The organism is Spirosoma fluminis, assembly GCF_054778895.1.
The window spans coordinates 962388-987715 of sequence record NZ_BAAGZD010000004.1 but is presented as its reverse complement, the minus strand read 5'-3'; the positions used below and the strand labels follow the sequence as shown (position 1 = coordinate 987715).

General features: G+C 53.0%; 21 protein-coding genes. 5 read left to right on the top strand and 16 right to left on the bottom strand.

Features of this window, described 5'->3' with window-relative positions; genetic code table 11:
- Positions 1-121 precede the first annotated feature (121 nt).
- On the top strand, positions 122-808 hold the full coding sequence (locus tag ACYVBJ_RS09785) for a hypothetical protein (protein WP_460982105.1): 687 nt from the start codon (positions 122-124) through the stop codon (positions 806-808).
- 65 nt (positions 809-873) lie between these two features.
- Here the strand turns inward: ACYVBJ_RS09785 and ACYVBJ_RS09780 are convergent, their stop codons facing one another.
- The 11 genes from ACYVBJ_RS09780 to ACYVBJ_RS09730 all read right to left on the bottom strand — a co-directional run bounded on the left by ACYVBJ_RS09780 (position 874) and on the right by ACYVBJ_RS09730 (position 17465).
- Positions 874-1389: a GNAT family N-acetyltransferase gene (locus ACYVBJ_RS09780; RefSeq protein WP_460982104.1), complete on the bottom strand. Its 516-nt coding sequence runs from the start codon at positions 1387-1389 to the stop codon at positions 874-876.
- Positions 1390-1422: 33 nt separating this feature from the next.
- A complete protein-coding gene (locus ACYVBJ_RS09775) occupies positions 1423-3744 on the bottom strand; it encodes a glycoside hydrolase family 65 protein (RefSeq protein ID WP_460982103.1) in 2322 nt (773 codons plus the stop codon).
- Complete coding sequence (locus ACYVBJ_RS09770; RefSeq protein WP_460982102.1) at positions 3744-4334, bottom strand: DinB family protein; 591 nt, start codon at positions 4332-4334, stop codon at positions 3744-3746. Before ACYVBJ_RS09770 ends, ACYVBJ_RS09775 begins: the two co-directional genes overlap by 1 nt.
- Positions 4335-4665: 331 nt before the next feature.
- Positions 4666-7875 carry an FG-GAP-like repeat-containing protein gene (locus ACYVBJ_RS09765; protein ID WP_460982101.1) on the bottom strand — a complete coding sequence of 1070 codons (3210 nt, stop codon included), beginning with the start codon at positions 7873-7875 and terminating at the stop codon, positions 4666-4668.
- Between the two features lie 164 nt (positions 7876-8039).
- Positions 8040-8309 carry a hypothetical protein gene (locus tag ACYVBJ_RS09760; RefSeq protein ID WP_460982100.1) on the bottom strand — a complete coding sequence of 90 codons (270 nt, stop codon included), beginning with the start codon at positions 8307-8309 and terminating at the stop codon, positions 8040-8042.
- An 87-nt stretch (positions 8310-8396) separates the two neighbouring features.
- Positions 8397-9551, bottom strand: a complete 1155-nt coding sequence (locus ACYVBJ_RS09755) for a ScyD/ScyE family protein (protein ID WP_460982099.1) — start codon at positions 9549-9551, stop codon at positions 8397-8399.
- Positions 9552-9750: 199 nt separating this feature from the next.
- Entirely contained in the window at positions 9751-10389 is a 639-nt protein-coding gene (locus ACYVBJ_RS09750; protein ID WP_460982098.1) for a short chain dehydrogenase, read from the bottom strand.
- An 87-nt stretch (positions 10390-10476) separates the two neighbouring features.
- Positions 10477-11523, bottom strand: coding sequence for a PLP-dependent cysteine synthase family protein (locus ACYVBJ_RS09745; protein ID WP_460982097.1), 1047 nt, complete (start codon positions 11521-11523; stop codon positions 10477-10479).
- Between the two features lie 75 nt (positions 11524-11598).
- The gene (locus ACYVBJ_RS09740; protein WP_460982096.1) at positions 11599-12471 is read right to left on the bottom strand and encodes a c-type cytochrome; all 873 of its coding nucleotides are present in this window, start codon (positions 12469-12471) and stop codon (positions 11599-11601) included.
- A 166-nt stretch (positions 12472-12637) separates the two neighbouring features.
- The gene (locus tag ACYVBJ_RS09735) at positions 12638-16750 is read right to left on the bottom strand and encodes a hybrid sensor histidine kinase/response regulator transcription factor (RefSeq protein ID WP_460982095.1); all 4113 of its coding nucleotides are present in this window, start codon (positions 16748-16750) and stop codon (positions 12638-12640) included.
- A gap of 358 nt (positions 16751-17108) precedes the next feature.
- Positions 17109-17465 carry a winged helix-turn-helix transcriptional regulator gene (locus tag ACYVBJ_RS09730; protein WP_460982094.1) on the bottom strand — a complete coding sequence of 119 codons (357 nt, stop codon included), beginning with the start codon at positions 17463-17465 and terminating at the stop codon, positions 17109-17111.
- Positions 17466-17627: 162 nt separating this feature from the next.
- On the opposite strand from ACYVBJ_RS09730, the gene ACYVBJ_RS09725 reads away from it, so the two are divergent.
- The 3 genes from ACYVBJ_RS09725 (at position 17628) to ACYVBJ_RS09715 (ending at position 19582) form a co-directional block, all read left to right on the top strand.
- Entirely contained in the window at positions 17628-18500 is an 873-nt protein-coding gene (locus ACYVBJ_RS09725) for a pirin family protein (RefSeq protein ID WP_460982093.1), read from the top strand.
- 99 nt (positions 18501-18599) lie between these two features.
- A complete protein-coding gene (locus ACYVBJ_RS09720) occupies positions 18600-19148 on the top strand; it encodes a YceI family protein (RefSeq protein ID WP_460982092.1) in 549 nt (182 codons plus the stop codon).
- Positions 19149-19270: 122 nt separating this feature from the next.
- A complete protein-coding gene (locus ACYVBJ_RS09715; RefSeq protein ID WP_460982091.1) occupies positions 19271-19582 on the top strand; it encodes a hypothetical protein in 312 nt (103 codons plus the stop codon).
- 248 nt (positions 19583-19830) lie between these two features.
- Here ACYVBJ_RS09715 and ACYVBJ_RS09710 read toward each other — a convergent pair whose 3' ends face one another.
- The 4 genes from ACYVBJ_RS09710 to ACYVBJ_RS09695 all read right to left on the bottom strand — a co-directional run bounded on the left by ACYVBJ_RS09710 (position 19831) and on the right by ACYVBJ_RS09695 (position 23276).
- Positions 19831-20433 (bottom strand): nucleotidyltransferase family protein, encoded by a 603-nt coding sequence (locus ACYVBJ_RS09710; RefSeq protein WP_460982090.1) that lies wholly within the window; start codon positions 20431-20433, stop codon positions 19831-19833.
- A 141-nt stretch (positions 20434-20574) separates the two neighbouring features.
- Entirely contained in the window at positions 20575-21342 is a 768-nt protein-coding gene (truA, locus tag ACYVBJ_RS09705) for a tRNA pseudouridine(38-40) synthase TruA (RefSeq protein ID WP_460982089.1), read from the bottom strand.
- A 150-nt stretch (positions 21343-21492) separates the two neighbouring features.
- Positions 21493-21996 carry a pyridoxamine 5'-phosphate oxidase family protein gene (locus ACYVBJ_RS09700; protein ID WP_460975873.1) on the bottom strand — a complete coding sequence of 168 codons (504 nt, stop codon included), beginning with the start codon at positions 21994-21996 and terminating at the stop codon, positions 21493-21495.
- A 104-nt stretch (positions 21997-22100) separates the two neighbouring features.
- Positions 22101-23276 (bottom strand): helix-turn-helix domain-containing protein, encoded by a 1176-nt coding sequence (locus tag ACYVBJ_RS09695; protein WP_460982088.1) that lies wholly within the window; start codon positions 23274-23276, stop codon positions 22101-22103.
- A gap of 132 nt (positions 23277-23408) precedes the next feature.
- Here ACYVBJ_RS09695 and ACYVBJ_RS09690 point away from each other — a divergent pair, with 132 nt between their 5' ends.
- Positions 23409-24839, top strand: a complete 1431-nt coding sequence (locus tag ACYVBJ_RS09690; RefSeq protein WP_460982087.1) for an aldehyde dehydrogenase family protein — start codon at positions 23409-23411, stop codon at positions 24837-24839.
- A 27-nt stretch (positions 24840-24866) separates the two neighbouring features.
- On the opposite strand, the gene ACYVBJ_RS09685 is transcribed toward ACYVBJ_RS09690, so the two are convergent.
- Positions 24867-25229 (bottom strand): hypothetical protein, encoded by a 363-nt coding sequence (locus ACYVBJ_RS09685; RefSeq protein WP_460982086.1) that lies wholly within the window; start codon positions 25227-25229, stop codon positions 24867-24869.
- Positions 25230-25328: the final 99 nt, after the last annotated feature.

The window sequence follows — 25328 nt, the reverse complement described above, 5'->3', positions numbered from 1 at the left end:
CGGGAAGTATGTTCATCATTCCGTTTATTTGGGCGAAAAACCTATTTTACCACCTGGTAACTTATCTTGTTTGGAGCGAGTTACAGATCTTTCGTAGTAAACCGTTTTTCTGCTCTTTGTTATGACTAAACCGCTTTACAGTATTGTCGTTAGCCTATTGATGTTGGGTACGGTATCTGCTTCTGGTCAGCGCCACGAACTGGGTCTTTCTCCAGTTGGCTTTTTCTATCCTAAAAATCAGGCGATCCAGTACGAACGATACCTGGGTTCCTGGCAAAGTCTCACAGCCTCCCTCAGCCACAACAGTAGCCAGCAGAGCTTTTCCATTCTTGACCCACCCCGAACCGATCACTTTTCGGTTACCCGGGCGGCTATTGGCTACCGACGCTATTTTGATTTGATCGATGGCTACGAGGGTATCTTATTTTTTGGCTCCGTCCGGGCGGTGGTGGATTATTCGGCCTTACAACTCCAGTCGATTCCCAAGTATGGCATTCCGCCGGATTCGCTACGGGCGGCTGGATTCTCGCTGGCTCCGGAATTTCTCTTAGGTGGCAAAATAACAATAGCCAAGCGGGTAACCCTGACCGGAGCCGCTGGGATGCAGCATTTGTTCAAGCTGTTTTCGACCCGGCAGATCACGAATAACGTCCAGTATTGGACAGACGAATATTGGACCAACGACAACCAGAGCTGGGGTTATAAACGTAATGCGGCTGCCAATTTTCGTCAGGGCTGGCAACCCTCCATTACGTTGACAATCAATGTTATTCTGAACAAGAAGGGGCAGGTTCCCATGGTTTACTAACTCCGCTATAGCGGCTCTGATCGATATTAAGTTGCTGACAGGTGGCAGGGCCACCCGTCAGCAACTTACGCCAGCAGCAGGCTTATATCGGGCCATACGTAGCGTAGCACCACACCGTGCTCGCCTTCAACGGCTTCCTGATTAATTGCGCCCAGCTTGTCGTAAAACTGGCGGGCGGGGCCATTCTTCTCGTACACCCACAGGTAAAACGGCGAAGCGGCATCCTGACCATGAACCCATTCGGCCGCGCGTTTGATCAGGTTACGACCAACACCCCGTCTCTTGAATTCCCCGGCTACGTGCAGATTATCCAGCAAAGCGCCATACGTCCCATCCTCCCCCAGAAATACGCAGGCAAAGCCAATTACTTGTCCATCAGCTTCCGCCACGATGATCTGCCGGTTGGGAGCTTGCTCGTCAAATCGTCCCTGCCAGACCTGCCGCCGTTCCTGTTCGACAGCGTCATCCAGAAACGCGTCGGTCATAATTCCCCGGTAGGTTTCCTGCCACGACCGAGCGTGCAGGGCTGCAATCCGGTCGGTATCGGCCGCCGTTGCCGTCCGGTAAACGATCGTATCCATACGCGTATCAGGCCGAGCGTCTTCGGGTAAATCCTACACTTCTACGGGCATAGTCACCGTTTGCTTACTTTCAGCGGCAACCGTTACGGTTTCGCCATGTACGCTGATGGTGATGGCCTGCGAAGAAAAGTTACGTACCATTACGTCCTGCTGGGTGGTCATAACCTCCAGCAGTGCGCCCCGGAATCGAATCTTGAAGGCAAACGCATTCCAGTTCTGGGGGCAATACGGCGCAAGAACCAGTTGCTCGTTTTCGACGCGCAGCCCGCCAAACCCTTTCACAACGGCCAGCCAGGTACCCGCCATGGACGTAATGTGGCAGCCGTCTTCAGTATCGTTGTTGTAATCGTCGAGGTCGAGCCGGGCTGTGCGCAGGTACATCTCATATGCTTTCTCTTTCATACCCAGTTTCGACGCCTGGATGGAGTGAACGCAGGGCGACAGCGACGATTCGTGCACCGTCATGGGCTCGTAAAACTCAAAGTTACGCCGGAGCGTGTCGGTGTCGAACTCGTCTTCAAAGAAGTAAAGCCCCTGCAATACGTCGGCCTGCTTAATGAAGCATGACCGCAAGATCCGATCCCACGACCAGTTCTGATTAATCGGGCGCTGTCCTTTCGGAATGTCGGCTGCGGGCATCAGGTCTTTATCGAGAAACCCTTCCTGTTGCAGGAAAACCCTTCTATCTTCGTCGTAGGGTAAATGTATTTTCTCAGCGATGTCCTGCGCTTTCGGGATCTCAGCCTCTTCGTTGAAGTGAATCCGAGCGGCCAGCTCAGCGTATTTTGGAGCATCTAGAGCCTTCACCTTACCGACGGCTTCGATGGTGTAACGTAACGTCCAGGCGGCAATGTAATTGGTATACCAGTTGTTGTTGACGTTGTTCTCGTACTCGTTCGGGCCGGTTACGCCGAGCATGACGTACTGCTGCTTAGCCGCCGACCAGTTCACACGCTGGCTCCAGAAGCGGCTGATGGCGATGAGCACTTCCAGTCCATACTCGACCAGGTACTGCTCGTCGCCGGTATAGCGAACGTAGTCATAAATGGCGTAGGCAATGGCCCCGTTCCGGTGAATCTCTTCGAAGGTGATTTCCCACTCGTTATGGCACTCCTCGCCGTTCATGGTTACCATCGGATAAAGGGCAGCACCGGCCTTAAAACCTAGTTTCTGCGCATTCTCAATGGCCTTACCGAGTTGCTTATAGCGGTAAACGAGTAGATTTTTGGCTACTTTCCGGTCGGCTGTCGACAGGTAAAAGGGCAGGCAGTACGCTTCGGTATCCCAATACGTCGACCCGCCGTATTTTTCGCCGGTAAAGCCTTTGGGGCCAATATTGAGCCGCTCATCTTCGCCGGTATAGGTTTGGTTCAACTGGAAGATATTGAAGCGAATGCCCTGCTGAGCAGCAATGTCGCCGTCGATCACAATATCGTTCATCTTCCACTTATCCGCCCAGGCCTGCTTTTGCTCGAACAGCATCTTCTCGAATCCCTTGCGGGTAATCCGCCGGATCGAGTTATGTGCTTCCGCAATAAGCGTGTCCGTCTCGTAGTTCATCGACGACAGGTTGACGGCGTATTTATAGATTACCGTTTCCTGACCCCGCTCGCAGTCGAGCGTGATGCGGTTCGCTACGTATTTCTCATATTTGATTGGCTGCGACTGGTAATCGACGTTTACTCCGTCCTGCTCAATCTCCACGCACATGCCGGTGGCGACGTGAAACCCGGTTTTGCGGGTACGTAGTTCAATGTAGGCTTCGCCGTAGGCCGTTTCTTTGCGAACCTCGTCCCAGAATGTTTCGTCGTAGTTGGCGTCCCGGTTGCGAATGGCCCCATCAATGTAGGGAGTTACCGTAATTTTGGCGTCGAAATTAAGGGGCTTCACGGCATAGCGAATCACGCCAGCCTCATCGTCAACAATGGAACAGAACCGCTTGGCATGGACCTGTAGTTCTTTCCCGCTTTTGAGAACCGCCACGAACGACCGCTCCAGATACCCTTCCTGCATGTTGAGTTCGCGCCGGAAATCGCGCACTTCGCAGGTGTTCAGATCCAGTGTTTCGTACTCGATCTCGATGTCGATACCGATCCAGTTGGCGGCATTGAGCACTTTGGCGAAGTACTCAGGATACCCGTTCTTCCACCAGCCCACGCGGGTTTTGTCCGGATAGTAAACCCCCGCTACGTAGTTACCCTGCAGGGTTTTGCCGGAGAATTTTTCTTCGAAGTTGCCCCGCTGGCCCAGACGACCGTTGCCCAGCGACAGCACACTTTCGGTTATTTCATTGTAGTCACGGTGGAAACCCTCCTCGACGATACGCCAGGGGTCTTGCGTTATGTAATTTTTCATCACAGGTTGTTAGTCGTATCGACAAAATTACCCATTTCCTGCTTTACGCGCATGGCCTGGTTAATATGCCTCTCTGTATGAGACACTAGCATCTGCATTACGTCACCCAGGCGCACGGTCAGCCAGTTGCCGAACAGGCTCGATACCTTCTCTTTATTCCAGTCGAGGTAAACCGCTTTGTCGAGTAACTGACGCAGCAAGGTCTGCAACTCGATAAACTGCGGGATAACCTCCGCCGGTTGCAGTTCATCGGCCCGGCGGGGTCGAATCATGCCCGGTGCCGGAACTTTAAATTTCACTTCCGGATCGACTGCGTACCGCATCATCTTTCCAATCCAGTCGCTTTCCAGAGTCTGATCGGTCGGGTTCGTTTGCTGAAGACCGAACTGATCCACTTTGTGCTGGATGTTGCGGATATAGAACCGTTCGGCCAGATTCAGGTGCTGTAAACATTCGAGTATACTCCACCGATCGGGTGAAGGCTTCCAGCGGAGTTGCTCGTCGCGCAGGGGCTGAAATTCCTGCGCGAGTGTATGCAATACGGCCGAAAGGCGGGTCTGTAGTTCGTGGGCGGTTTGGAGTTTTTGCATATAAACAGACTACGTCCCTTTTCGTACACAGGCCAAAAATGGGGATGATGTCATGAAATCAGGTTGAATTCTATTTCCTGAACGTGCGTACCAATTGTCACCTGACCAATTAGTGAGGCAGAACGAGGGCTAGCTGCAAATAGCAGCCTGCGACGAATTTAGTCCTTTTTTCAGATCTGCCTTTATTGATAACACTGATCGGTTTATAATTGATTAAATAAAGCCACCAATTCGGTCGAAGCAGTAAAATGCACCTGCTCATGTACAAAACAAGCCCGGCGTTAGTAGCGCCGGGCTTGTTTTTGAACCGTCAATACATAAGCGGTTTTCGCTAGAGTTTGATCACCTTCACGCTCTGCCGCTGTGCCGCAACACCGTTACCCGCTTCACTGACAACCTGCAACAGATACAGCCCACTGGCCTGCCCCTGCATATCCCAGTCAATCCGTTGCTGACTGTCGGCCTGCTGCCAGTGCTGCTGACGTATCGGCTTACCGCTTAGATCAACCAGCTCCACCTGTAACGAGCGACCTTCGGCTCCCCGCACAACCGCCCGTAAGCGCTCCTGCTGGATGGGGTTCGGCGCTAGCTCCACCTGGAGAGGGGTTTCCAGTAAAGCGATCCCTCTGGCGCGGCAACTGGCATCTACCGTCAGGCGATACGGACCGTAGACTTTTATCGTTCCCGAACGATCGGTCACTTTCAGGTAGAAGTTGCCTTGGGTGTTGGTTTGGGCATTGATCAGCGTTAAGCTGGAAGTAGCCGTACCTCTAAAGAGCTGGGGTGTTTCCATGATCTTGGGCGTAGTGAGGCTAGTCTTGTACCACTCGTACTTCACCGCCCCCCCTTCGACTACTACGTTGATGACGGCCGTTCCGCCCCGGCAGACCGTTGGATTGTTGCCGCCAGTCACCGTCGTGGAGGCCGTAGCCGTACAGCCGTTATCGAGTCGGGTGATGGTGACCGAGTAGACCCCTGTGGTCGTGACAGTGGCGGAGTTGGTTGTACCCTGCTGAGCGGCCCCTGCACTAAAGCGGTAGCTGTAATTATCACCTTGGGTAGCCGATAACGTAACGGATGTATTTGTAAAGGACAAAGGGCCGGTGTTCGTCAGGGACACATTCTGGGGAGGAGCTGTACTGCCTGTTACGTCCGTAGCCGCCGTAGCCGTACAGCCGTTGGCACCAGTCACCGTGACAGTGAACGTCCCCTCGGCCGTGACTGTAGCAAAGGGACCACCTGTCTGGGTGATAGAACTGGAGCCAGGCCCACTGAAAAGATAAGTGAGTGTACCACTGGTACTGCTGGCGGCAGTGAGTTGGACGGTAGCCTTATTACAGGTGATGTTCCCATCCGTTGTTAGGGTCACACCCTGAGGGGGCGTTGTACTGCCAGTTACCTCCGTGGTCTGGGTAGCCGTGCAGCCATTGGTGCCCGTTACCGTGACACCATAGACGCCCTCATTGCTCACCGTAGCGGTGGCCCCATTGGCTGTGATCCCGTTATCGAAGACGTAGCTGTCACCCCCGCCTGCGGTTAAGGTCACTGTCCGCTTGGTGCATGTAAGCGGGCCATCGTTGATCAGGGTGGCTGCTGGCGCGGTCGTATTACTTTCGACCTTGGTGCCAGAACCCCATAGACACCCATTAGGGCCAGTTGCATAGACAGTGTATGAGCCTGCCTGATTGACCGTGGCTATACCCCCACTACTCGCCAACCCAGGAAAACTGAAGACGACGCCCGGCGTAGTGCTGCTGGCCGTCAGGGTTACACTGGTTTGGGAGCAGGTCAGCGGGCCATTGTTGCTTAGCGTTACGTTCTGGGGAACCTGTCTGTCAGTGATGACGGTGGTAGAGGCTACCGTTGAGCATCCGCCGGAGTTGGTCACCGTAACGCTATAGACCCCTCCACTCCTCACTCTGGCGAAACTCGCATTGGGACCACCCCCACGAGACGCTCCATCACTAAAGGCATAGGTGTTATTAATCCCACCATCAGCAGTCACAATTATTTCTATCTCATCGTCTTCACAATTAAGGGTCCCGTTCTGACTGATTGTAACAATGGTGGGCGGGGCATTCACCGTCAAACTCACCAGACGGGTGCTGGTGGGGGTTCCTTCTGATGATGAAGCTACCGTAACGGTTAGGGTCTGTACCCCGCTCACGTCTGCTCCCACACTTGCCGACACCGCGCTGGTACTGGTAGCCGAGAGGGTGATGCCTTCTGGAGCGGACCAGGTATAGGTGTAGGGCGTAGTGCCGCCGGTAGCCGTTACAGACAGAGCCACTGTGCTGCCGGCGCAAACCGGATTAGGACTGGCCGATACCGAGAGAGTCGCTGCCGGAATTGTGCAATTATAAAGCACTGAGACCGTACTGCTGACATAATTGGCTGTGACCAGATCAGGCTTGCCATCGCCGTTGAAATCACCCACCGCTACCGATTGGGGACCAGAGCCTACCCCAAAATCGGTTTTACTGCTAAACTCCCCCGTACCATCGCCCAGCAAGACCGAGACTGTGTTGGAGGCTTCACCGGCCGAGACCAGATCGGTATTACCGTCCCCGTTAAAATCCGCCACGGCTACTGTATAGGGTCGGGAACCCACCTCAAATTCTGGGGAAGTCGGAAAGATTCCAAAGCCACTGTTTAGCAGCACCGAAACCGAACTGCCGCCAAGATTAGCCACGGCCAGGTCAGGCTTGGTATCGCCGTTAAAATTCCCCACCGCAACCGAAACAGGCCCCGCATCTCCCTGAAAGGCAATTCCGTTGCTGAATCCGCCCGTGCCATCGCCCCGCGCAACGAAGACTATGTTGTTGCCCGAATTGGTCACGGCAATGTCGAGTAGGTCATCGTTGTTGAAGTCCGCCAACGCTACGAAAATAGGGCCACTGCCCACCCCAAAGTTGATGGCGGTACCGAATCCTCCTGCGCCATTGCCCAGCAGTACCGAAACGTTACCACTACCCTGGTTGGTCGTGATCAGATCGAGCTTTTTATCGTTATTGAAGTCTCCCACAGCCACCGAAGAGGGGTTACTTCCCACCGCAAAATCGACCTTGGCGCCGAATCCACCCGTGCCATTACCCAGCAGCACCGAAACCGTATTATTGTTATAATTGGCGGTGACCAGGTCGGAATTTCCATCGCTGTTGAAGTCCCCTACAGTCACGGATCGGGGCTGAGTACCCACCGCGAAGTCCGTTTTGGGGCCAAATCCACCTGTCCCGTCATTTAGCAACACCGAAACCGTATTACTGTTACTATTAGCTACGGCCAGGTCAGGCTTAGTATCGCCGTTAAAATTCCCCACCGCCACCGATTGAGGCTGAAGACCCACCGGAAGGTTAAGCGTATTCTGAAAACATTGCGCCCAGCTAGTAGCCTGACTCAGTAACAGCAACCCCAAGAGGCTGAAAACGTACTGAGTATATCGGCTACGGAAGGCCATACAGCGGAGTCGATTTGGGCCATTTGTCTTCAAATGGTGGCCGACTGTAAACAGATCGGGTTGAGTAAGTAGATTTGGGTTCATGATCGATATAAGATAGCTGGATGGAAAAGAAATCAAGCCGTTTGGGGCTATCAGTAGCCATTTGTAAGGATGTCTCGGAACGGCTCGGCTGGTTGAGCGAAATGGGAATCGCTCAGCCGCAGGCAACTGAACCTTTGATTGATTGTAAATTGTCTATCAGACAATTACCCATCAACTCGCCGGGAGGAACCCTGATAAACGCCGAGCACCTGCTGATACTGCCGGGTTAGGTTCCGCAGCGAATCGGCAATCGGCAGCCCATCGAAGGCTTCTACAGGTAAGTCAACGCGAATACCCTGCTCATCCATCAGATAAGCTGATACGAGCGTATTTCCCAGGGCGACAAAACTGTTGAGTACTTCGAGTTGCGTGTCCAGTTCGGCACAGCAAACGCAGGGGCTATCAGAAGCCCCCAGGGTGAAATGAAGGATCATCGCGTTGACGTTAGTTTGACGGGTTAGTCACAGCTTCTCCAGTTGGGATTGACCGGAAGTCCTGGCTAATCCCAACTGGAGAAAACGCTAGAACGTAATCTTAAACAAGACTCCGTCGCCCATGCTGGTTAGGTAAGCGGTGTGATTATCCACCACTTTCAGGTCCGTTGGCATGTTCAGCTTGTCGATCAGTACGTCATTGGTGGTTCCATTTGCCCGTATCAGCCGACCGGTTTTAGGCGTCCAGCCCATTGGGCCAAACACGGCAAACTCAAGGGCTAAGTAGTTGCCATTTCCATCATTCTCAATGTCGACCAGGCTATTGAAGCTCTGCTGAAAGACGCTAAGCTTGCCCGACATGTCCATCCGGTAAATAAGCGCTTTGCCTGCCGGAAACGGAAAGCCCAGCAACGTACTGATGGCAAACTGCTTACCATCGTAGGTAATGCCCGTAGGCACCGACTGCACAAAGGGGGGACCTGGAGGAGGTCCGGCCGGATTGGGATTAGGTATGCCCGGCACGGCCGCTACCACACTTAACTCACCGGTTTTAGACCGGCGTACAATGGCGTTGGCGGCTGCATCGGTGAAGTAAAGCGCCCCGTCGGGCCCCAGGATCATGTTATACAGATGGGATTCGCCGGTGTCCTCAGAAAAGGAATAGTCGATGACGAACTTCTGAATAGTTTCCGGCGTCAGACTGGACGCAGCAATCGGCGCATCGCCGGTTTTGTACGAGCTAAGATTAAAGGTGTAAAGTCCTTTGGCATTCAGTACATAAAGCACGCCATCGACTGCCAGCAAGTGATCGGTAGCGTCGAGCTCGTTATCGGGGCGTTTGAAGGAATACAGGCCCGTAATAATCGGATGTGCTTTTCCATCCGGTGTGATTTCTGATACGCGGCCATCGTTGTTGCCTGTGCCTTGTTCGGTTACAAAGACCCGTCCACGGGAGTCGGTCTCTACGCCAATCACCCCGACCAGACCTGTAGCCAGCGTGGTCGTCGTGAGCTGAACGGGTGCGGTGGTGATTCGGTGATCCTGGCATCCGGTGAGCAGGCTACCCATCAAAAATAAACCTAAAAGAGGCAATTTGTACTGCATAACATGAGGTGTTTTGGAAAAATTGAGCATCTCGGTCATCGACTCGTCCCTTATCGAATACTGTTCTGACAGGAATTTGGCAATCAGCCGGTTAACGGGGAAGTGGTCGATTAGAACCGGGTCAAAAGTAGGGGCCATGCATCCCTGGGGACGATAAGAAATGGTCCAAATCCGATAAGAAATGGTCCATTTGTGGTTAAAACGCGAAAATGACAGGCAAGAAAGCCGTCTAATCAGGCTTAGACGATAAACCTGCCAATGCTTCCCGGACAAGCTTGTCCGGGAGCATTGGCAGGTGCTGGTCGCATGGCCGACACTTGCTTGTCAGGCGGTTGATTCAGATGACGTAGTTGCTCGGGTTGGCGTTGCTACGGGGGGCGTATTCGCTTACAAAAAGTGCAGTTCCGTTTTGCCCCTTTTCCACGGCTTCCAGATACGTTTGGGCCACCGTAGCCGCCGTTGGGAACAGCGTTTCATCCATGCCAAACGAACGGGCGGTTTCAGCAACCAGGGGCGGGTGGACAATGACCAGCCTGCGCCTTTCGGTCATGTCCAGGGCAGCCCCTCTGACAAAGCCTTCCAGACCAGCGTTGACCATGGCCACCATCGACGTTGCGGGCCAGGGCGAGTAAGCCAGCATACCGCCTGTCATGACAAACACGCCGTTGGGCCGAAGTTTGGCTATGCCGCTACGTGCCATGTTAATCTGACCCATCAGTTTGCTCGATAACGTCAGCTCAATTTGAGAATCAGTTAGCTGGTTCAGCGGACCAAAAGTTGCGTCACCGCCAATAATCAGAATGGCATCCAGCTCGTCGATCTGCTCGTAAAAAGCTTTAATGCTGGCCTGATCGGTAAAATCAACGGCGGGCTGAGTAGACCGGGAGGCTGTTCTGAGCGTATGTCCCTGCTCGCGAAAGAGCTGATCGACAGCGCTGCCGATGGTGCCCGAGGCTCCAATAAGTAATACGTTCATCAGAAAGAATATTGAGTAAGATTAGCGTGGGAATTATATCTCGTATGGACCGGTCAATGAAAACTCTTTACGTACCCGGTCTGCTAACTACTCTAAACGGCTGATAGGACGGTACCCGGTAAACGTAATACCAGGCGCTAGGTAACCCGGCTTAATGGGTTCTTCCCGGACTAAGTCGGTGCTGAGGTATTTTTTGTTGCAGTCACACAGAATTGTTACTACGCGGGCTTCGGGCCCCATTTCCTGTTGTAGCCTGATGGCGCCGATCAGGTTCGCGCCCGACGAAATTCCTACCGCTATGCCCAATTGTTGAGCCAGTTTCTGTGCCATGAGTATAGCGTCGCCATCGCTGGCCTGCACCACATAATCTAATTCGTTCAGGTGCATAACCTCAGGGACAAACTCGTCGAAAAAGCCCTGAATCCGGTGCGTTCCGGTTTTATATCCGACGGATAAGGTGGGTGATTCGGCAGGTTCGAGCGGGTGAATACGAATGTCGGGTTTGCGGGACTTGAGATAACGGCCTACGCCCATCACCGTACCTCCTGTACCGACCCCGGCCACAAAGGCATCGGGTGTGACCCCTACCTGCCGAAGCTGCTGCCAGATTTCCTTGCCCGTTGTCAGGCGATGGGCTTCTGCATTGTCTTTGTTGGCAAACTGGCGGGGCAGAAAAACGCCCGGGTCAATGGCGGCCATCTCTTCAGACCGTCGAATAGCGCCCATAAACCCACCTTCTTCTTTTGAAAACAGCTCGATATCGGCACCCAGACTTCGGATGATATCAATACGTTCCTGGCTTACACCGGTGGGCATGATAATCGTAACGGGGTGCCCCAGCGCCCGACCGATTGCCGAAAAAGCAATACCCGAACTGCCGCTGGTGGCTTCCACAATACGGTCACCTGGTTGAATGGTGCCTCTGCGATACGCCTGATGTACTATGTGAAGCGCCATTCGGTCTTTCATGCTCCCGGTCAGGTTGTACTGCTCACATTTTACGTAGAGCGAACTAGACCGTCCATGATACGTATAAGACAGTTCCAGCATGGGCGTATTGCCAACCAAATACCAGAGTTGTTCAAACTTCTCCTGAACAAGGGGGGGCAGCGCAGTTTCCAGAGATAGAATCATGAAATAAAGAGTTTAGGACAGACTTTGGAGTATGGGTTGACGCATTCAGACATTCGACCCGGGCGGCCGCTACGTTTATTTTATCTCGTGCAGGTACAGGTAAATAGCTCTTAATTCATCGTCGGAATAGGTGAATGCCTGCACGGGCATGTACTTACTTAACACACGACCTTCGGGCGTTTTGCCCGTATGGAACAAGTTAACAAACCCTTGCTGCGTCCATTTACCCAGGTTTCCAGTCGATGAAATATCGGGGATAGGCGGCTGTCCGGGCGTATGGGCAGGCCCTCCTTTGAAACTGTCGGTGTGGCAACCGGTGCACGTAACGGCCAGGTATTTTCCGTAATCAGCGTTGACCGCCAGTTTCACGTCGTCCACATACGTAGCGGTATGGTCAATTCTTTCGGCGGGAAGTAACTGAAACTCACCTATGAACGTGAGAATTCGCCCGAGTGGCTTGATTGACTTTTGTGGGGTTAGTTTATCGACTGGCGGCTGCTTTTTGACGTAGCTGATCAGGGTCGCCAGATCCTGGTTCGATAAGCCACAGATCTCGTGCGACGGCATAAACCAAAGGGGTTTGTTATCTTTCCCCAGACCGTGCCGCAACGCCCGAATCCAGTCCTGATCCGTATACTGAATACCGCCCTTCCCACTGGTAATGTTTGATGCTTGAATAAATCCAATGGGCGATTTTTCATCGGCAAACACTTCACCCGTAGCCAGATTTGCACCATGACAAGCCAGGCACCCCCTGATCTCGGCCACGTGCCGACCCGCAATGTAGGAGGCAGAATCGTTGGGAATAATTAAACGCTGGGGCTTTACGTCGTATATTTTGTTAATACTCGCTTCGGTTTTGGCGTAAACAAACCCGTAAAAGACAAGGAGCAGAAGAACCAGACTGCCTAAAACAATACCGGTCCATTTGAAAATTTTCTTGAGCATGGAAAAGATTAAAAAAAGGGAAGATCTCTTGGTTAGCCGTAGATATAAGACAAGCCAAAACTAGGGCGGAGGCACCCTTGGGGACGATAAGAAATGGTCCAAATCCAATAAGAAATGGTCCATCTATGGTTAAAATGCGAGAATGATAAGCGGGAAGGCTACCTGATCAGGCTTGAGCGGCAAATTCACTGGGACTTACCTGGTATAAGTCCCGGAAGCACTTACTAAAATAGGGCGGACTCTCGAAGCCAACCTGATAGGCCGTTTCACTCACTGAAACGCCTGAGCGCAGGAGCTGGGTGGCTCGTTTAAGCCGGTAATTACGTAGCAGTTCATGGGCGGTCAGACCCGTCAGCGCTTTCACCTTGCGGAACAGATTGGTGCGGCTCATGCCTAATTCACTCAACATGTGATCGAGTCCAAAACCGGAATCGCCCAGGTTGGCTTCGATTAGGGCGTATAAGCGAGTCAGAAACGGGTCGGTGGCTTCAGAGACCGGTCGAGAAGGAGCCGAATTAGGATTATTTAGACTGGCTTGTACCCACTCCCGCTGCCGCTGTTTACTCATCAGTTGATTACGTACTCGAAGTTGAAGTTCGGTGATCTGAAAAGGCTTGGTTAGGTAATCATCGGCCCCCATCGAAAGGCCCGACAGCCGATTCTCGACCGACGACTTGGCCGTCAGTAGGATGACGGGTATGTGACTGGTACGCACGTCGGTCTTTAACTGATTACAGAGCATGAAGCCGTCCATCAGGGGCATCATCACATCCGAAATGATCAGATCAGGTAAATATTCCAGAGCCTGCTCCAACCCATCTCGTCCGTTAGCGGCCCGCTGGATGCGGTAGTGCGGAGGCATACTTTCAACAATAAAGCGGGCCAGCTCATCATTGTCTTCCACCACCAGCAAACGGGGTTCATCTGATTCATCCGAGGCTGTCCAGACGTTGACATTCGGACTCCTGGGAGCCAGTACGCCCGGTGCCGCTTCTGATGTATCAACCCGTCGATAAGGCAACTCGACCACGAACGTAGTGCCCTGATGTAGCTGACTCTCGACCGAAATGTGCCCGCCCTGCAACTGAACCAATTCATGCACCAGCGCCAGGCCGATTCCCGTACCCGGCACAGCGGTTGTATCCCGATCTGAACCGGTCCTGCTCCGGCCGGTGCCGACTCCCTGCGGGGGCCTGTGCGACACCCGATCAGCCGTATCACTGACTTGGTAAAAGCGGTCGAAAATATGAGGCAGGTCCTGAGCCGAAATGCCAACGCCCGTATCGGCAACGGTTAGCCGGATATGTTGCGACGCTTCCGTCAACGTTACGGTAATGGTGCCAGCTTTAGTGAACTTCAGCGCGTTGGCCGTCAGGTTATAGACAATACGTTCCAGCTTTTCTGCATCGAACCAGTAGGCGCCCGTTACATCGGAGTCGAACGTCAGACCAAGCCCCTGGTTGGTGGCCTGGTCGGTTAAGGGTTTCAGCCAGTGACGGAAAAATTCGGTGAGGTCCCCACGCGACTCGTGAATGGGCATGACGCTGGCCTCCAGCTTGGACAGATCCAGCAGTTGATTGATCAGGCCCAGGAGCTGGTACGCATTCTGTTCGATCGTTTGCAGTCTCCTCCGATTTTTGGGCCCCGGATTCTCGCTGGCCATTTGTTCGGTAGGGGCCAGTATCAGGGTGAGGGGGGTCCGAAACTCGTGGGTGATGTTCGTGAAAAAATTAGTCTTGATTGTGTCGACGGCCCGGAGCTGGTCGGCTTCCTGCTGGCGAAGCTGAATGGTTTGGTTGAGTCGGAGCCGGTTCAGATAAACCTGGAGTAAAGCCCAGGCTATGCCCAAACCAATCAGGCAATACAGCAGAATGGCCCACCAGGTGGCCCAGAAGGGAGGCTCGATGGTAATAGTCAGTTTTCGTACATAGCGGCTCCACCGCCCCGACGTATTGGACGCATTGAGCAACAAGACATAATCGCCCGGTGGCAGGTTGGTATAAACAGCCTCGGTCCGGTCTGTCTCCTTCCAGGTGTCTTCCAGACCTTCCAGGCGATAGCGGTATCGGTTCTTAGCCGGTCGATTGAATTGTAAGGCGGCAAATTGAACGGTCAGGTAATTCTGGTTATGAGCCAGACTGAGTTGATCGGTAGCCTGGATGGGCAACGTGCCCAGAACGGAGGTTCCCGGAACGGAGGTTCCCGGAACAGATCGGTTGGCGAACGTAGTCGTGTCCGCGCCGTCGGGTACTGGCAAATCGGGCTGAATGACCTGATTATTCACCTGGAGCTGGGTCAGTTCAACGACGGGCTCAAAGGTATCCTGACCAATCTGCCGGGGATTGAACAGCGTGAACCCTTCCAGACCGCCCATCAAGATGTTGCCCTCCGGGAACTGGATGTAGTGGTTCCGGTTAAACTCGTCGGCCATGATACCATCATCCCGCGTAAAGGTCTGAGTTGAAAAATCCCGGCGGTTCATCCGGCATAACCCCTTGTTGGTACCCACCCATAAATACCCAAAGCGATCGGGCAGGGCCGAGTAAATGACGTTGTTGGGCAGACCTGTAGCCTGGGTAAACCGTCGAAACCGCCCCGTTCGTTTATTAAACAGACACAACCCACTACCAAACGTGCCGATCCACAACCGATTCGCATCGGCTGGATCGGCCGACAGGCAGTACAGGGTATTGCTGCTCAGGGAGGTGGCATCGCCAGGCCGGTTGACAAATTGCCGGACCTCGCCATTGTGGCGGTCGAGCCGCCAGAGTCCTCCCACCTGACTGGCCAGCCAGAGCGCCTGCTCATCGACCACCACTTCCATAATGGGCCCCGAGGATAGGCTGGCAGGAATTGGATATTGAAACCGGTTCCAGCGGTGCGTTGACTCATCGAACCAGAATGCCATTGAGTCATACACCGCCCAGACACGGCCCTTGGGATCGGTGGTCATGGGGTAAGGAATCATAGTACTCCCGTCCCAGTAGCGCTGGTGGATGGGCAAGGGGAAATGCTCGGCCTGGCCCGTTTTCCGATCCAGCCGATACAGATCCGCAGTGCCTACGTTAAACCAGAAACGGCCTGCCCTATCGAAGGTCGATCGGAAATTATAGTTGATCATTCCCCGCAGGGTGGCCAGTACCGTTGGGGTAACAGGGGGTAGTCCCAGCGAATCGCGGGTAAGCAGGTCCAGATAAAATTCACGTTGATACCGGTGCTTCTGAAACGGGCTCGGCTGAAGATTGAAGGTGCGGATACCGGCTCCCGTGGTGCCCATCCATAAGACATTGGTCCGATCGATGAGCAAACTCCGGCACTCATCGTTGAGCTGGTCCCAGTGGGCTACGAGCTGGACGCCCTGCTGGTCCGTAAACCGAAACAGGTTACCAAGCCGACCGAAATAGACCGTTCCCTGCCGGTCGATGGCCGTATGAGCGCTATGCCATTCGTCGTTCCCCCGGGCGGGTAATCGATAGGGACGCAGCTGGCCCGTGCGGGGCTGGAACAAGGTCAGGTAGTGCCGGGAGAAGAGCATCAGTTCGCCGGTCGGTCGAATCCGAACGGCACCTAACGTATCTTCGGGCAGCGACTGAACATTGCCCGGCTGGTGTCGAAAGTGCGTAAACCTTTGGGTAGCTTCCTCAAACCGGTCGAGCCCGTTTACCGTAGCCAGCCAGATCGTTCCATCCGCCCCCTCCTGCATATCGAATATGCCATTGCTGCTGATCGAGGACGCTTGCCGGGGTTGGTGACGGAACCACCGGCCCTGTTTTTTTTCCAGATCCCAGCTAAAGAGGCCCGTTCCAAATACGATTAACCAGAGCCGATCCTTTTGGTCGATGCGTAAACCATACGTAGTGCCGGGTTTGACCAGCCGGCGAAAAGCGGCCTGCCGGGAGAGATTGGTGAAGGTTTCCGTCCGTGGGTCGAAGACATCAATATCCATCTGCTCGGAAAGGATCCAGATGCGCCCGTGACGGTCCAGTTCCAGTTGGTTGAGTCCGGCAAAGGAGAGCGAAGGCCGCCCGTCGGGGTCGGGTTGAAAGACCTTAAACCGCTGACCATCGTAGCGACAGAGGCCATCGCGGGTGGCGGCCCAGATGAAGCCTTGTTTATCCTGAAGAATAGACGGCACAAAGGCCTGGGGTAATCCCTGGCGGTCGGTAATAACCTGGGGTTGGGGTAACGGAACCGACTGCGATTGCAGAACGCCCGATGAAGCCAGCAGGCTCATCAAACAGAACAGCAGGCGTAGGGTTGACGGTATGTATTTGTTCATACCAGGTAACGAGGCTCAGTTCACATCGTCTACCCAGACGTGTAGCCTGCAGGCATCGCCATTTGTTTAGGGGTTCGTTGAGAGATGAATGTAACAAAGCTAGCCCTTTTAGAATACAAATGACGTTTTTAACCTCAAAATGAGCGGAGTTGCGTATGGGCGAGCCGCGTATCTACAAGCTATGTTTAACAGGTTTCTAAATTGAGAACAAGTACGTTTCGACATGCAGCAACATAGTAACGTGCTAACTATGGGATTGCTCGTATTCATCCATAATGCATTCGATATACGTTAACGATACTGCGAAGCCCTAACACTAGATAAGCCTTGTGCTTATTCCTCCGCGTATGATACTAGCTTACACTTCGCCCGACAGGATCTTTTTCCGGTGCAGTTCGCCCCAGTTACGTAATGATTCGATCACCCCGCCCAGCGTTTTGCTATGTGGGGTTAAGGTGTACGTAACTTTTACCGGATAGGTATCATACACCGTTCGTTTTACTAATCCGTTTACCTCCATATCGCGCAATTCCTTGGAAAGCATCCGGTCGGTAATTCCGTGAACCTCTTTGGAAATTTCGCCAAACCGTTTCTCCCCAAACGTAAGTGCCACAATAATTGGCAGTTTCCATTTGCCATTTAGTACGTCCAGCGCATCCCGTATCGGACGTAACGTAGTCACGCACTCCTCCTGCTTCAGCTGGGGTGCTTCCATCTTATTCAGCATCTACACATTATACGTAAAAAGTAGCACAAATCCACTATACTCAAGTATAGGGCTATACAACAGTATAGTACTTACAAAAGTATAGTAAACAAAGTAAATTTGCACCAGCAATACGGGAGAACGTTTCGCCCTATTTAAAAAGAATATGACATGACTATTCATAGAGAAGTAGTTCACATATACACCCCTCCTACTCAACAGGGATTTCTGGGGGCTGGCCACCTGGCTAGCCCGGTTATTCAGATGGACTTTACGGAAAGTGATCCGTTTATCGTCTTGATGGACGATCGACTCGACAAACAAAACGAACTGCCGGTCGGAGGGCCGCATCCACATGCCGGTTTCGAGACGGTATCCTTACTCCTGGAAGGCGAAGTAGGCGACGAGGCCCATCGAATGAAAGGGGGTGATTTGCAGCTCATGACCGCCGGAAGCGGAATCGTTCACACAGAGACCATCGATCGGAAAGCAACGATGCGCCTGTTGCAGTTATGGCTGAATCTGCCCAAAAAAGATCGATGGGTCCAGCCACGGGTACAGGATCTTAGGTTGGAGAAGGTGCCCACTCTGACCCAGGAGGGCCTCACGATAAAGGTTTACAGTGGTTCGCTGGGTGGTGTAACTTCACCGATTCAAAATTATGCCCCTCTCCTCATCGCCGATATTCAGTTGTCGCCGGGCGTGACTACTGTGCAGCAGATTCCTGGCTCGTACACCACTTTTTTGTACGTCCTTGAAGGGAGTCTACAAGTTGGAGACGAAGCAAAAGAAATCCGTCAGAATCAGGTGGGCTGGTTCAACCGCTACGACGGGGAGGCACAGAGCGAGATCAAACTGACCGGTGGCGAAGCCGGAAGTCGGGTTATTCTCTACGGCGGAGAGCCGCAGGGAGATGCCATCGTGTCGCACGGCCCTTTCATTGGCAATACGCAGGAGGATATTCGAAGGCTCTACCAGGAATACAGACAGGGTCGCATGAACCACATCGCTACCGTACCGGCATCGCAACGGATGCTCTGGTAAACCTGCCCGTTGGCTTAATTTTCTTTCATAAATGGTTTTGCCTGAAGCACTTAAACAAGTGCTTGACTAATACTTTCAAATTTTTAAATGTTTAAATATATGTCAACTACCAAATGGGTTCTCGACCCTACTCACAGCGAATTAGGTTTCAAGGTCAAACACTTGATGATCAGCAACGTATCAGGTTCTTTCCAGCAATTTCAGGTCGAAGTTGAAACGAAGGATGATGATTTTAGCACAGCCCGTATCCAGGCTACCGCTGAAATTGGGTCAATCCATACCAACAACGAGCAACGAGACCACCACCTGCGTAACTCAGATTTCTTCGAAGCCGAAGTCTACCCTCAGTTAAGCTTTCAGTCGACTAATGTAGAGAAGTTGGATGAGGATCGCTTTTCCGTCTATGGCGATTTAACGATGAAAGGCGTTCGTAAACCCGTCAAATTACTGGCTGACTACAGTGGCATCACAAAAGACCCCTGGGGCGGAGTGAGAGTTGGGTTTACCATCAGCGGCAAAATTAACCGCAGCGATTGGGGTATTAGCTTCAATGGCGTTCTGGAAACGGGGGGGGTAGCGCTGAGTGAGGAGGTAAAAATTCAGGGTGAAATCCAACTCGTCAAACAAACTGAGCCCGTACTGGCCTGATACGGTAACTTATTTCCCTGAGCCGCCTGCTGAAGCTGGAAGCTTTGGCGGGCGGTTTAATTATTTCACCATGTGGCAACTTTACTGAGCGCCTAAGGGTCTATCTATAAATTGACGTACGTATGATTAATAAAGTGTCTTTTGTTCCTGGTTGGCTGGGGCTGTTATCCTTAGCCAGTATTTTGCTTGTCACCTCCTGTGCCAGCCCCAAGCCGTTTTCAATTAAAGGCACCGTTCAACGAACCGAGCCGGGTAAGGATGGGTATACGGCCAGCCTGCGCGATCCTCAGGGAAGTGAGTTCGATGCCGTGGTGAGCCGGGTACGTATGCAACAATCGTATCGCCAGTTGCAGGTTGGCGAAAAAGTAAAGCTGGTCGGCGATACCATTCACCTGGATGGGCGAGTTCGAGTGCTGGTCAACCAAATACAATAATTTCCTCACTCAATTGTAGGCCGGGTACCTCGCCCCCGAAAGTTCTGATTGCCAGTAAGCATACCATTACAAGAATTATCGCGTAGCTGATACTTGTCTGCCAGTTATGCAGCCTGGGTGGCAATGGATCTATGATTACCCTAAAATCCATTCAGGTATTCATCGAACAAAAGGCCGTGCAGCGTTTTTTACCTGAAATAGTCCGCCATAAGACGCATTGATCGGGCAATGCCCGATCAATGCATACGTTATACGGAAAGTTGAGCCTGCCTGAACAGATCTACATCACGGCGTGAGTTCAGGTCAATAGCTCCAGCCTCGAAAGGCACTTCCGAACAGTCGCTGCGGTGCCGCACGATCACCCATTTTACGCCTTTGTCGCCTTCGAGCTGAAGCAACTCCGCGAAATAATCGCGACTGAACAGAGCCGGTACGCTAATCTGCGTATCGTACCGACAGGCCACTATCCCTTTTTGTTCTTCCTTCTGTACTTCGAGCATGTGCAGCAATAACCCCAGCGATACCAGTGGCTGATCGGTATGCAACACCAGCACCGTATCGATGTCTTTATGCGTAATATAAAGAGCCGCCAGCCCCGTTTTCAACGATGAGGCCTGACCCGTTTGCCAGCTTGGGTTATCGACCAATGTAACGGGCAAACCACTTAATTCGGGTACGATACGTTCCCGATTGGCACCAAGCACCACCACGACAGGTCCGCGCTGCAACGCCAGTGCGCTTTCCGTGATCCGACGGATAAGCGACTGACCTTTATACATCAACAATTGTTTAGGTTCGCCCCCCATACGGGATGAGTCCCCGGCAGCTAATATAATTGTTCCGATTTTCAAGGGAAGTTTGTTTAAGCGAGTTCGGCGGTTCAGCGCTTGTGATCCGATCATTGCAGGGCATTCCGGTTTGTTTTTAGGTACTGGCTCCGGCACCATTGCAATGAAAAAGACAACGGCTGAACCGTTTACCATCAGAACACCTTAGCTCATCGGTGGGTTCTGTCGGTGGGCAAACACGTCCGTTGGATAACCCACCTCGACCAGTGAAAGTCCTTCGGCGGGAGCCGCCCGGCCAGCTTGTTTTCGATCGCGGGCGTTAATGATCCATTCGAATTCGGCTACACCCAATCGGTGCTGACCTACATCTAGTAAGGTGCCAACAATGGCGCGAACCATACCCCGCAGGAACCGATCCGCCCGAATATGAAAAGTTAACTCAGCCGTCGGTTTCTGTTCCCAATAGGCTGTATCAATCCGGCAGTTAAAGGTTTTTACGTCGGTTTTAACCTTACTAAAACTTTCGAAATCCGTGTGTCTGAGCAGGCAACTGGCCGCTTCGTTCATTCGGGGCACATCCAGCGGCAGGGTAAATACGTAGGCCAGCCCCTCGCGAAACGGGTCTTTCCGGCGGATAATCTGGTATTGGTAATACCGATACGTAGCCGTATAGCGGGCATGATCGTCGGCCCGTACCGGAAAGCAATCGTACACCGCAATATCCGGGGGGATTAAACTATTTATCGAACGGAGCAGGTTCGCGGGCAAGAGAGCATCCGTTTCAAAATGAGCAAACTGTTGCCCGGCATGAACGCCGGTATCGGTACGTCCGCTGCCCACAATAGCAATCGGCTGCCTGAACACCGTTGTGAGGGCCGTTTCGAGTACCTCCTGCACACTGATCCCGTTGGGTTGCCGCTGCCAGCCGTGATACCGGGTGCCCCGGTAGGCCAACTCAAGAAAATAACGCATAGTTGGGGCAAAAATACGAAGCACACGGCAGGATGAAATAATAAAGGGCTTTAGCGTCAGACTAGATTAGTCTAAAGCCAAAGCCCCGGTTAAAGAAGGAAGGAACGAAAACTAAACGAGAAATTTGCTAAACTGTTTACTCGTTAGGAGTTAACCGCCAAACTTCTCGTTGCGTCCGCTTTTATCGGCGTCGCCGGTGATTGCTCCCTTGGCCATTTCGAACAGCTTCACCATTTTGCCGCCCGGCCGGTCCCAGTACTCGCCCGCATGAATAGTAACTTTCAGCAGCGCGATGTGCGGGTCTTCTTTTCCGTTCGGAAACCAGGTTTTTAGAAAATCGCTCCAGAGCTCATTAATCTTCATCCGGTCTTTTACAACCTGGGCGATTCCCTTCGTGGTTACGTACAACTCCGATCCGGGATCGGAGAACGCGACACTCACCCGCTGGTCATGCTTCACCTCGTCAACCTTAGGTGAATTGTCGTAGGTGAAAAACCACATCGTCCCGTCGGGGTCCATCTGGTGAGTCGCCATCGGGCGCGTATGAAAGTCGCCATCCTCTTCCAGCGTGGTGAGCATGGCAATTCGGATGTCCTTAATTTTATCCCGGAGCTTGTCCAGCTCCATCGAGTTCAGTGTCTGTTCAGCTTGCATCAGCCTGGTTCGTTTGTTGTCTTTCCTTAAAACTCCATTGTACGAATAGGGTTTAAAGAAATACACGAAAACTGGGGCAATGCTTACTTAAACAGCCTGCGTGTTTACAAGCGTTCAACTTCAAACCGCAGTTCATCGACCAGTTGCCGAAGGCGTTCGGTATTGGGGGCGGGAGGTGGCAACTGCTGACTCACAAAGGCCCGGATCTCCCAGACTTCGAGGACCTCTTTCAGCGCAGTCTCGCGGTTTGGAATGGTGGGCTGATCGGCCGTCAGCAGCAGCGTCCCTTTCACTTTCACCTGATTATACACCCTCCGACAACAGATGCCCACGCCCTGCACGAGCAGAATATACATTTTTCCGTCGGCAATGTCGAACCAGTTTCTGACGAACTGACCCACCAGCAACGCCCCCGGAAATGTAAAATCGTCGCCTGCTTCGAACGCCCGGTACTGGCCTTCGGGCAGCGTCGGCAGGTGCATGGCGGGCAGCCGGTGCAGAAAGTCAGCGTGCTGATACCGCTGGGTGTATTCGCCAAACTGGTGCTGCATCACAACCGGGATGGTCGGCGCTACGGCCTGAACCGGCGGATTGGGGCGCGTGGACGTACCGGCTCCTTCGTATACGTTATTGAACGTAAGCGGCTCAGCCGCCCGACTCTCGGGTTGACGTATAGCTGCCCCCGCCGACCGATTTTCGGGCTGCTGCCCGAACAGCCGATCCACCGGCGATTCGGTCAGCGCTGGCTGGAACCCGGCCGATTGAGCGCGTTCGCTTACCGGATGCATGGGTGGGGTAATAACGGGTGGAGCGGGAGCCTGACGTATATCGCGCGGTGGTCCGGGCCGAACCTCTTCCTGCTGGCGGTAATACTTACTCAGCACTGAAGCCAGCGGCTGCGGCTCGGGTGCTTTCGGCTCCGGCTGGGCAAATATGTCGGGGAAGTCGGGATGCTGAAACGGATCGTCCTCGTCCGTATCAATCTTTCCATCGGAGCGAATGCTGTGCGTACGCGACTCGGCCGATCGGCCTGACTGACCGAGGGGAATGCTGAGGTTAGGTGTTTCGCGGATTTTCCGCAGGTCCTGCCGCGTCAGTAATTCAACCGTGGTGTTAAACGCCTTGGCTATGGCCTGTAGGTTCTGTTGATTCGGGTTGGCTCTGGCTTCCTCATAAGCCCCTAACAACGAACGCTTTATATTTATCTTCCGAGAAAATTGCTCTTGCGTTAAACCATTCAGTTTGCGCAGGTAGCGGATGTTTTCACTGACGAGCGTCATCCGGTTTGGGTTTACTAAAGTTTGAGCTAAGATAGCCGATTCGGTTTTAAATGCCAATGTCAACCATTTGGCCCATTATTTTGTATTTTTAGTGTATTCGTTTGACTTGATCGTATCTAGTTGATTTCCTCCATGAACATCTTACTGGCCAGTACCGATTTGCGGGATGATTTACAGGCGGTTTTTGCACAACAGCGTCGGCATGCTCCCCAGATGGCGCTGACAACGGCTGCCCAGCGTATTGAACGCATCCGGCGCATTCAGCACTGGATAACGACCCACGAATCGGCTATTCAGCAGGCCATGTACGCCGATTTCCGCAAACCATCGGCCGAAGTAACGCTGGGCGAACTGATGGCGCTTCATGCCGAAATCAGGTACACGATCAAGCACCTCAACCAATGGATAAAGCCCCAGCGCGTGCCAACTCCGCTTAGTCTGGTTGGCACGAAAAGCTATATCCGGTACGAACCCAAAGGAAACGTCTTAATTATCTCGCCCTGGAATTATCCGTTCGTGCTGTCGATCCGGCCGTTGGTGTCGGCTTTGGCAGCGGGTAACGTAGTAATACTGAAACCATCGGAGCTAACACCGAACACGGCCGGGTTGATCCGGCAAATGATCGGCGAGCTGTTTCCGGCGGACGAAGTGGCCGTGTTCGAAGGCGACGCGGAGGTAGCGAAGGCGTTACTTGACTTACCGTTCAACCACATCTTTTTCACGGGTAGTCCGGCGGTTGGACGTATCGTGATGGCGGCTGCGGCCAAACACCTGGCCTCGGTTACGCTGGAGCTGGGCGGCAAGTCCCCCGCCATTGTCGACGAGTCCGCCAACATCAGGCAGGCGGCCGAGCAACTCGCCTGGGGCAAGTGCCTGAACAACGGGCAAACCTGCATTGCACCCGACTATCTTCTGGTTCATGAGTCGGTGAAGCAGCCGTTGATGCAGGCTATGCAGACTGCCATCGCGGGCATGTATAGACCTGAGGGAAAACCGGTTGAACTGTCGGACAGCTACGCCCGCATTGTGAACAACGCTCACTTTCACCGGATAAAAGAGCTCGTCGACGATGCGGTGCAGAAAGGAGCCACCGTTACGTTGGGCGGGCAGATGAACGCCGACCAGAACTTTATTGAACCGACCATTCTGGAAGGGGTTACGAACGATATGCGCGTGATGCAGGACGAAATTTTTGGCCCTGTTTTGCCCGTTCTGACGTATTCCACGCTGGATGAGGCTCTGCAAATCGTCAATCAGCGCGAGAAACCGCTGGCCTTATACATCCACAGCCGCAACCAGCAGCACACGCAGTATATTCTCGACCGCAGCTCGGCCGGCGACACCGTCGTGAACGATGCGCTTCTCCAGTTCAGTAATGTTGAGTTGCCGTTCGGGGGCGTTAACAACAGCGGGTTAGGCAAATCGAATGGTTTCTTCAGCTTTCAGGAGTTCTCGAACCAGCGGGGCGTGATGCAGCGCGACTTTGGCACGATGAAGTTTATCTACCCGCCGTATACCGACAAGGTAAAGAAGCTGATCGGCTTTCTGGCGAAGTACATATAGGGATTCGGGGCGTTGCTCCCTCTGTACTTACCGCTTTCGTTCATAGATAACTGTTTGATTGATAAGGTCGCTGGCAATCGTACCACAATTGCCGGACAGACCCGCAATCGTAACGACAGACCGGCAAACGACCGACCCATCGCATCGGCAAATGACACTATTACTGGCGTCAACGCCCATGAACGAGTTGATCTCAAACACAGTGTCACCCTGGTACGTAGCCTGATAAACCGTTACATCGGCATCGTAACGAGTCGCCTTTGTTACCTTCTCCTGCAACCAGCCCAACTCCTTGAGCGGGTTTTTCACCTGACACGTATTCGGTCGAAGCGGTTCGTCGCGACACGCCAGTACGGCAAGCGCTCCCAGTACAATCAGGTTCTTGTTCATGGCTTCTATTTTCCGGTGATGACCCATCTCTGAGTCGGCAGGTTGCCTTACAGGCAGCTATATTCTCGGTACGTGTGCAATAGCCGTAGTAAACAACGG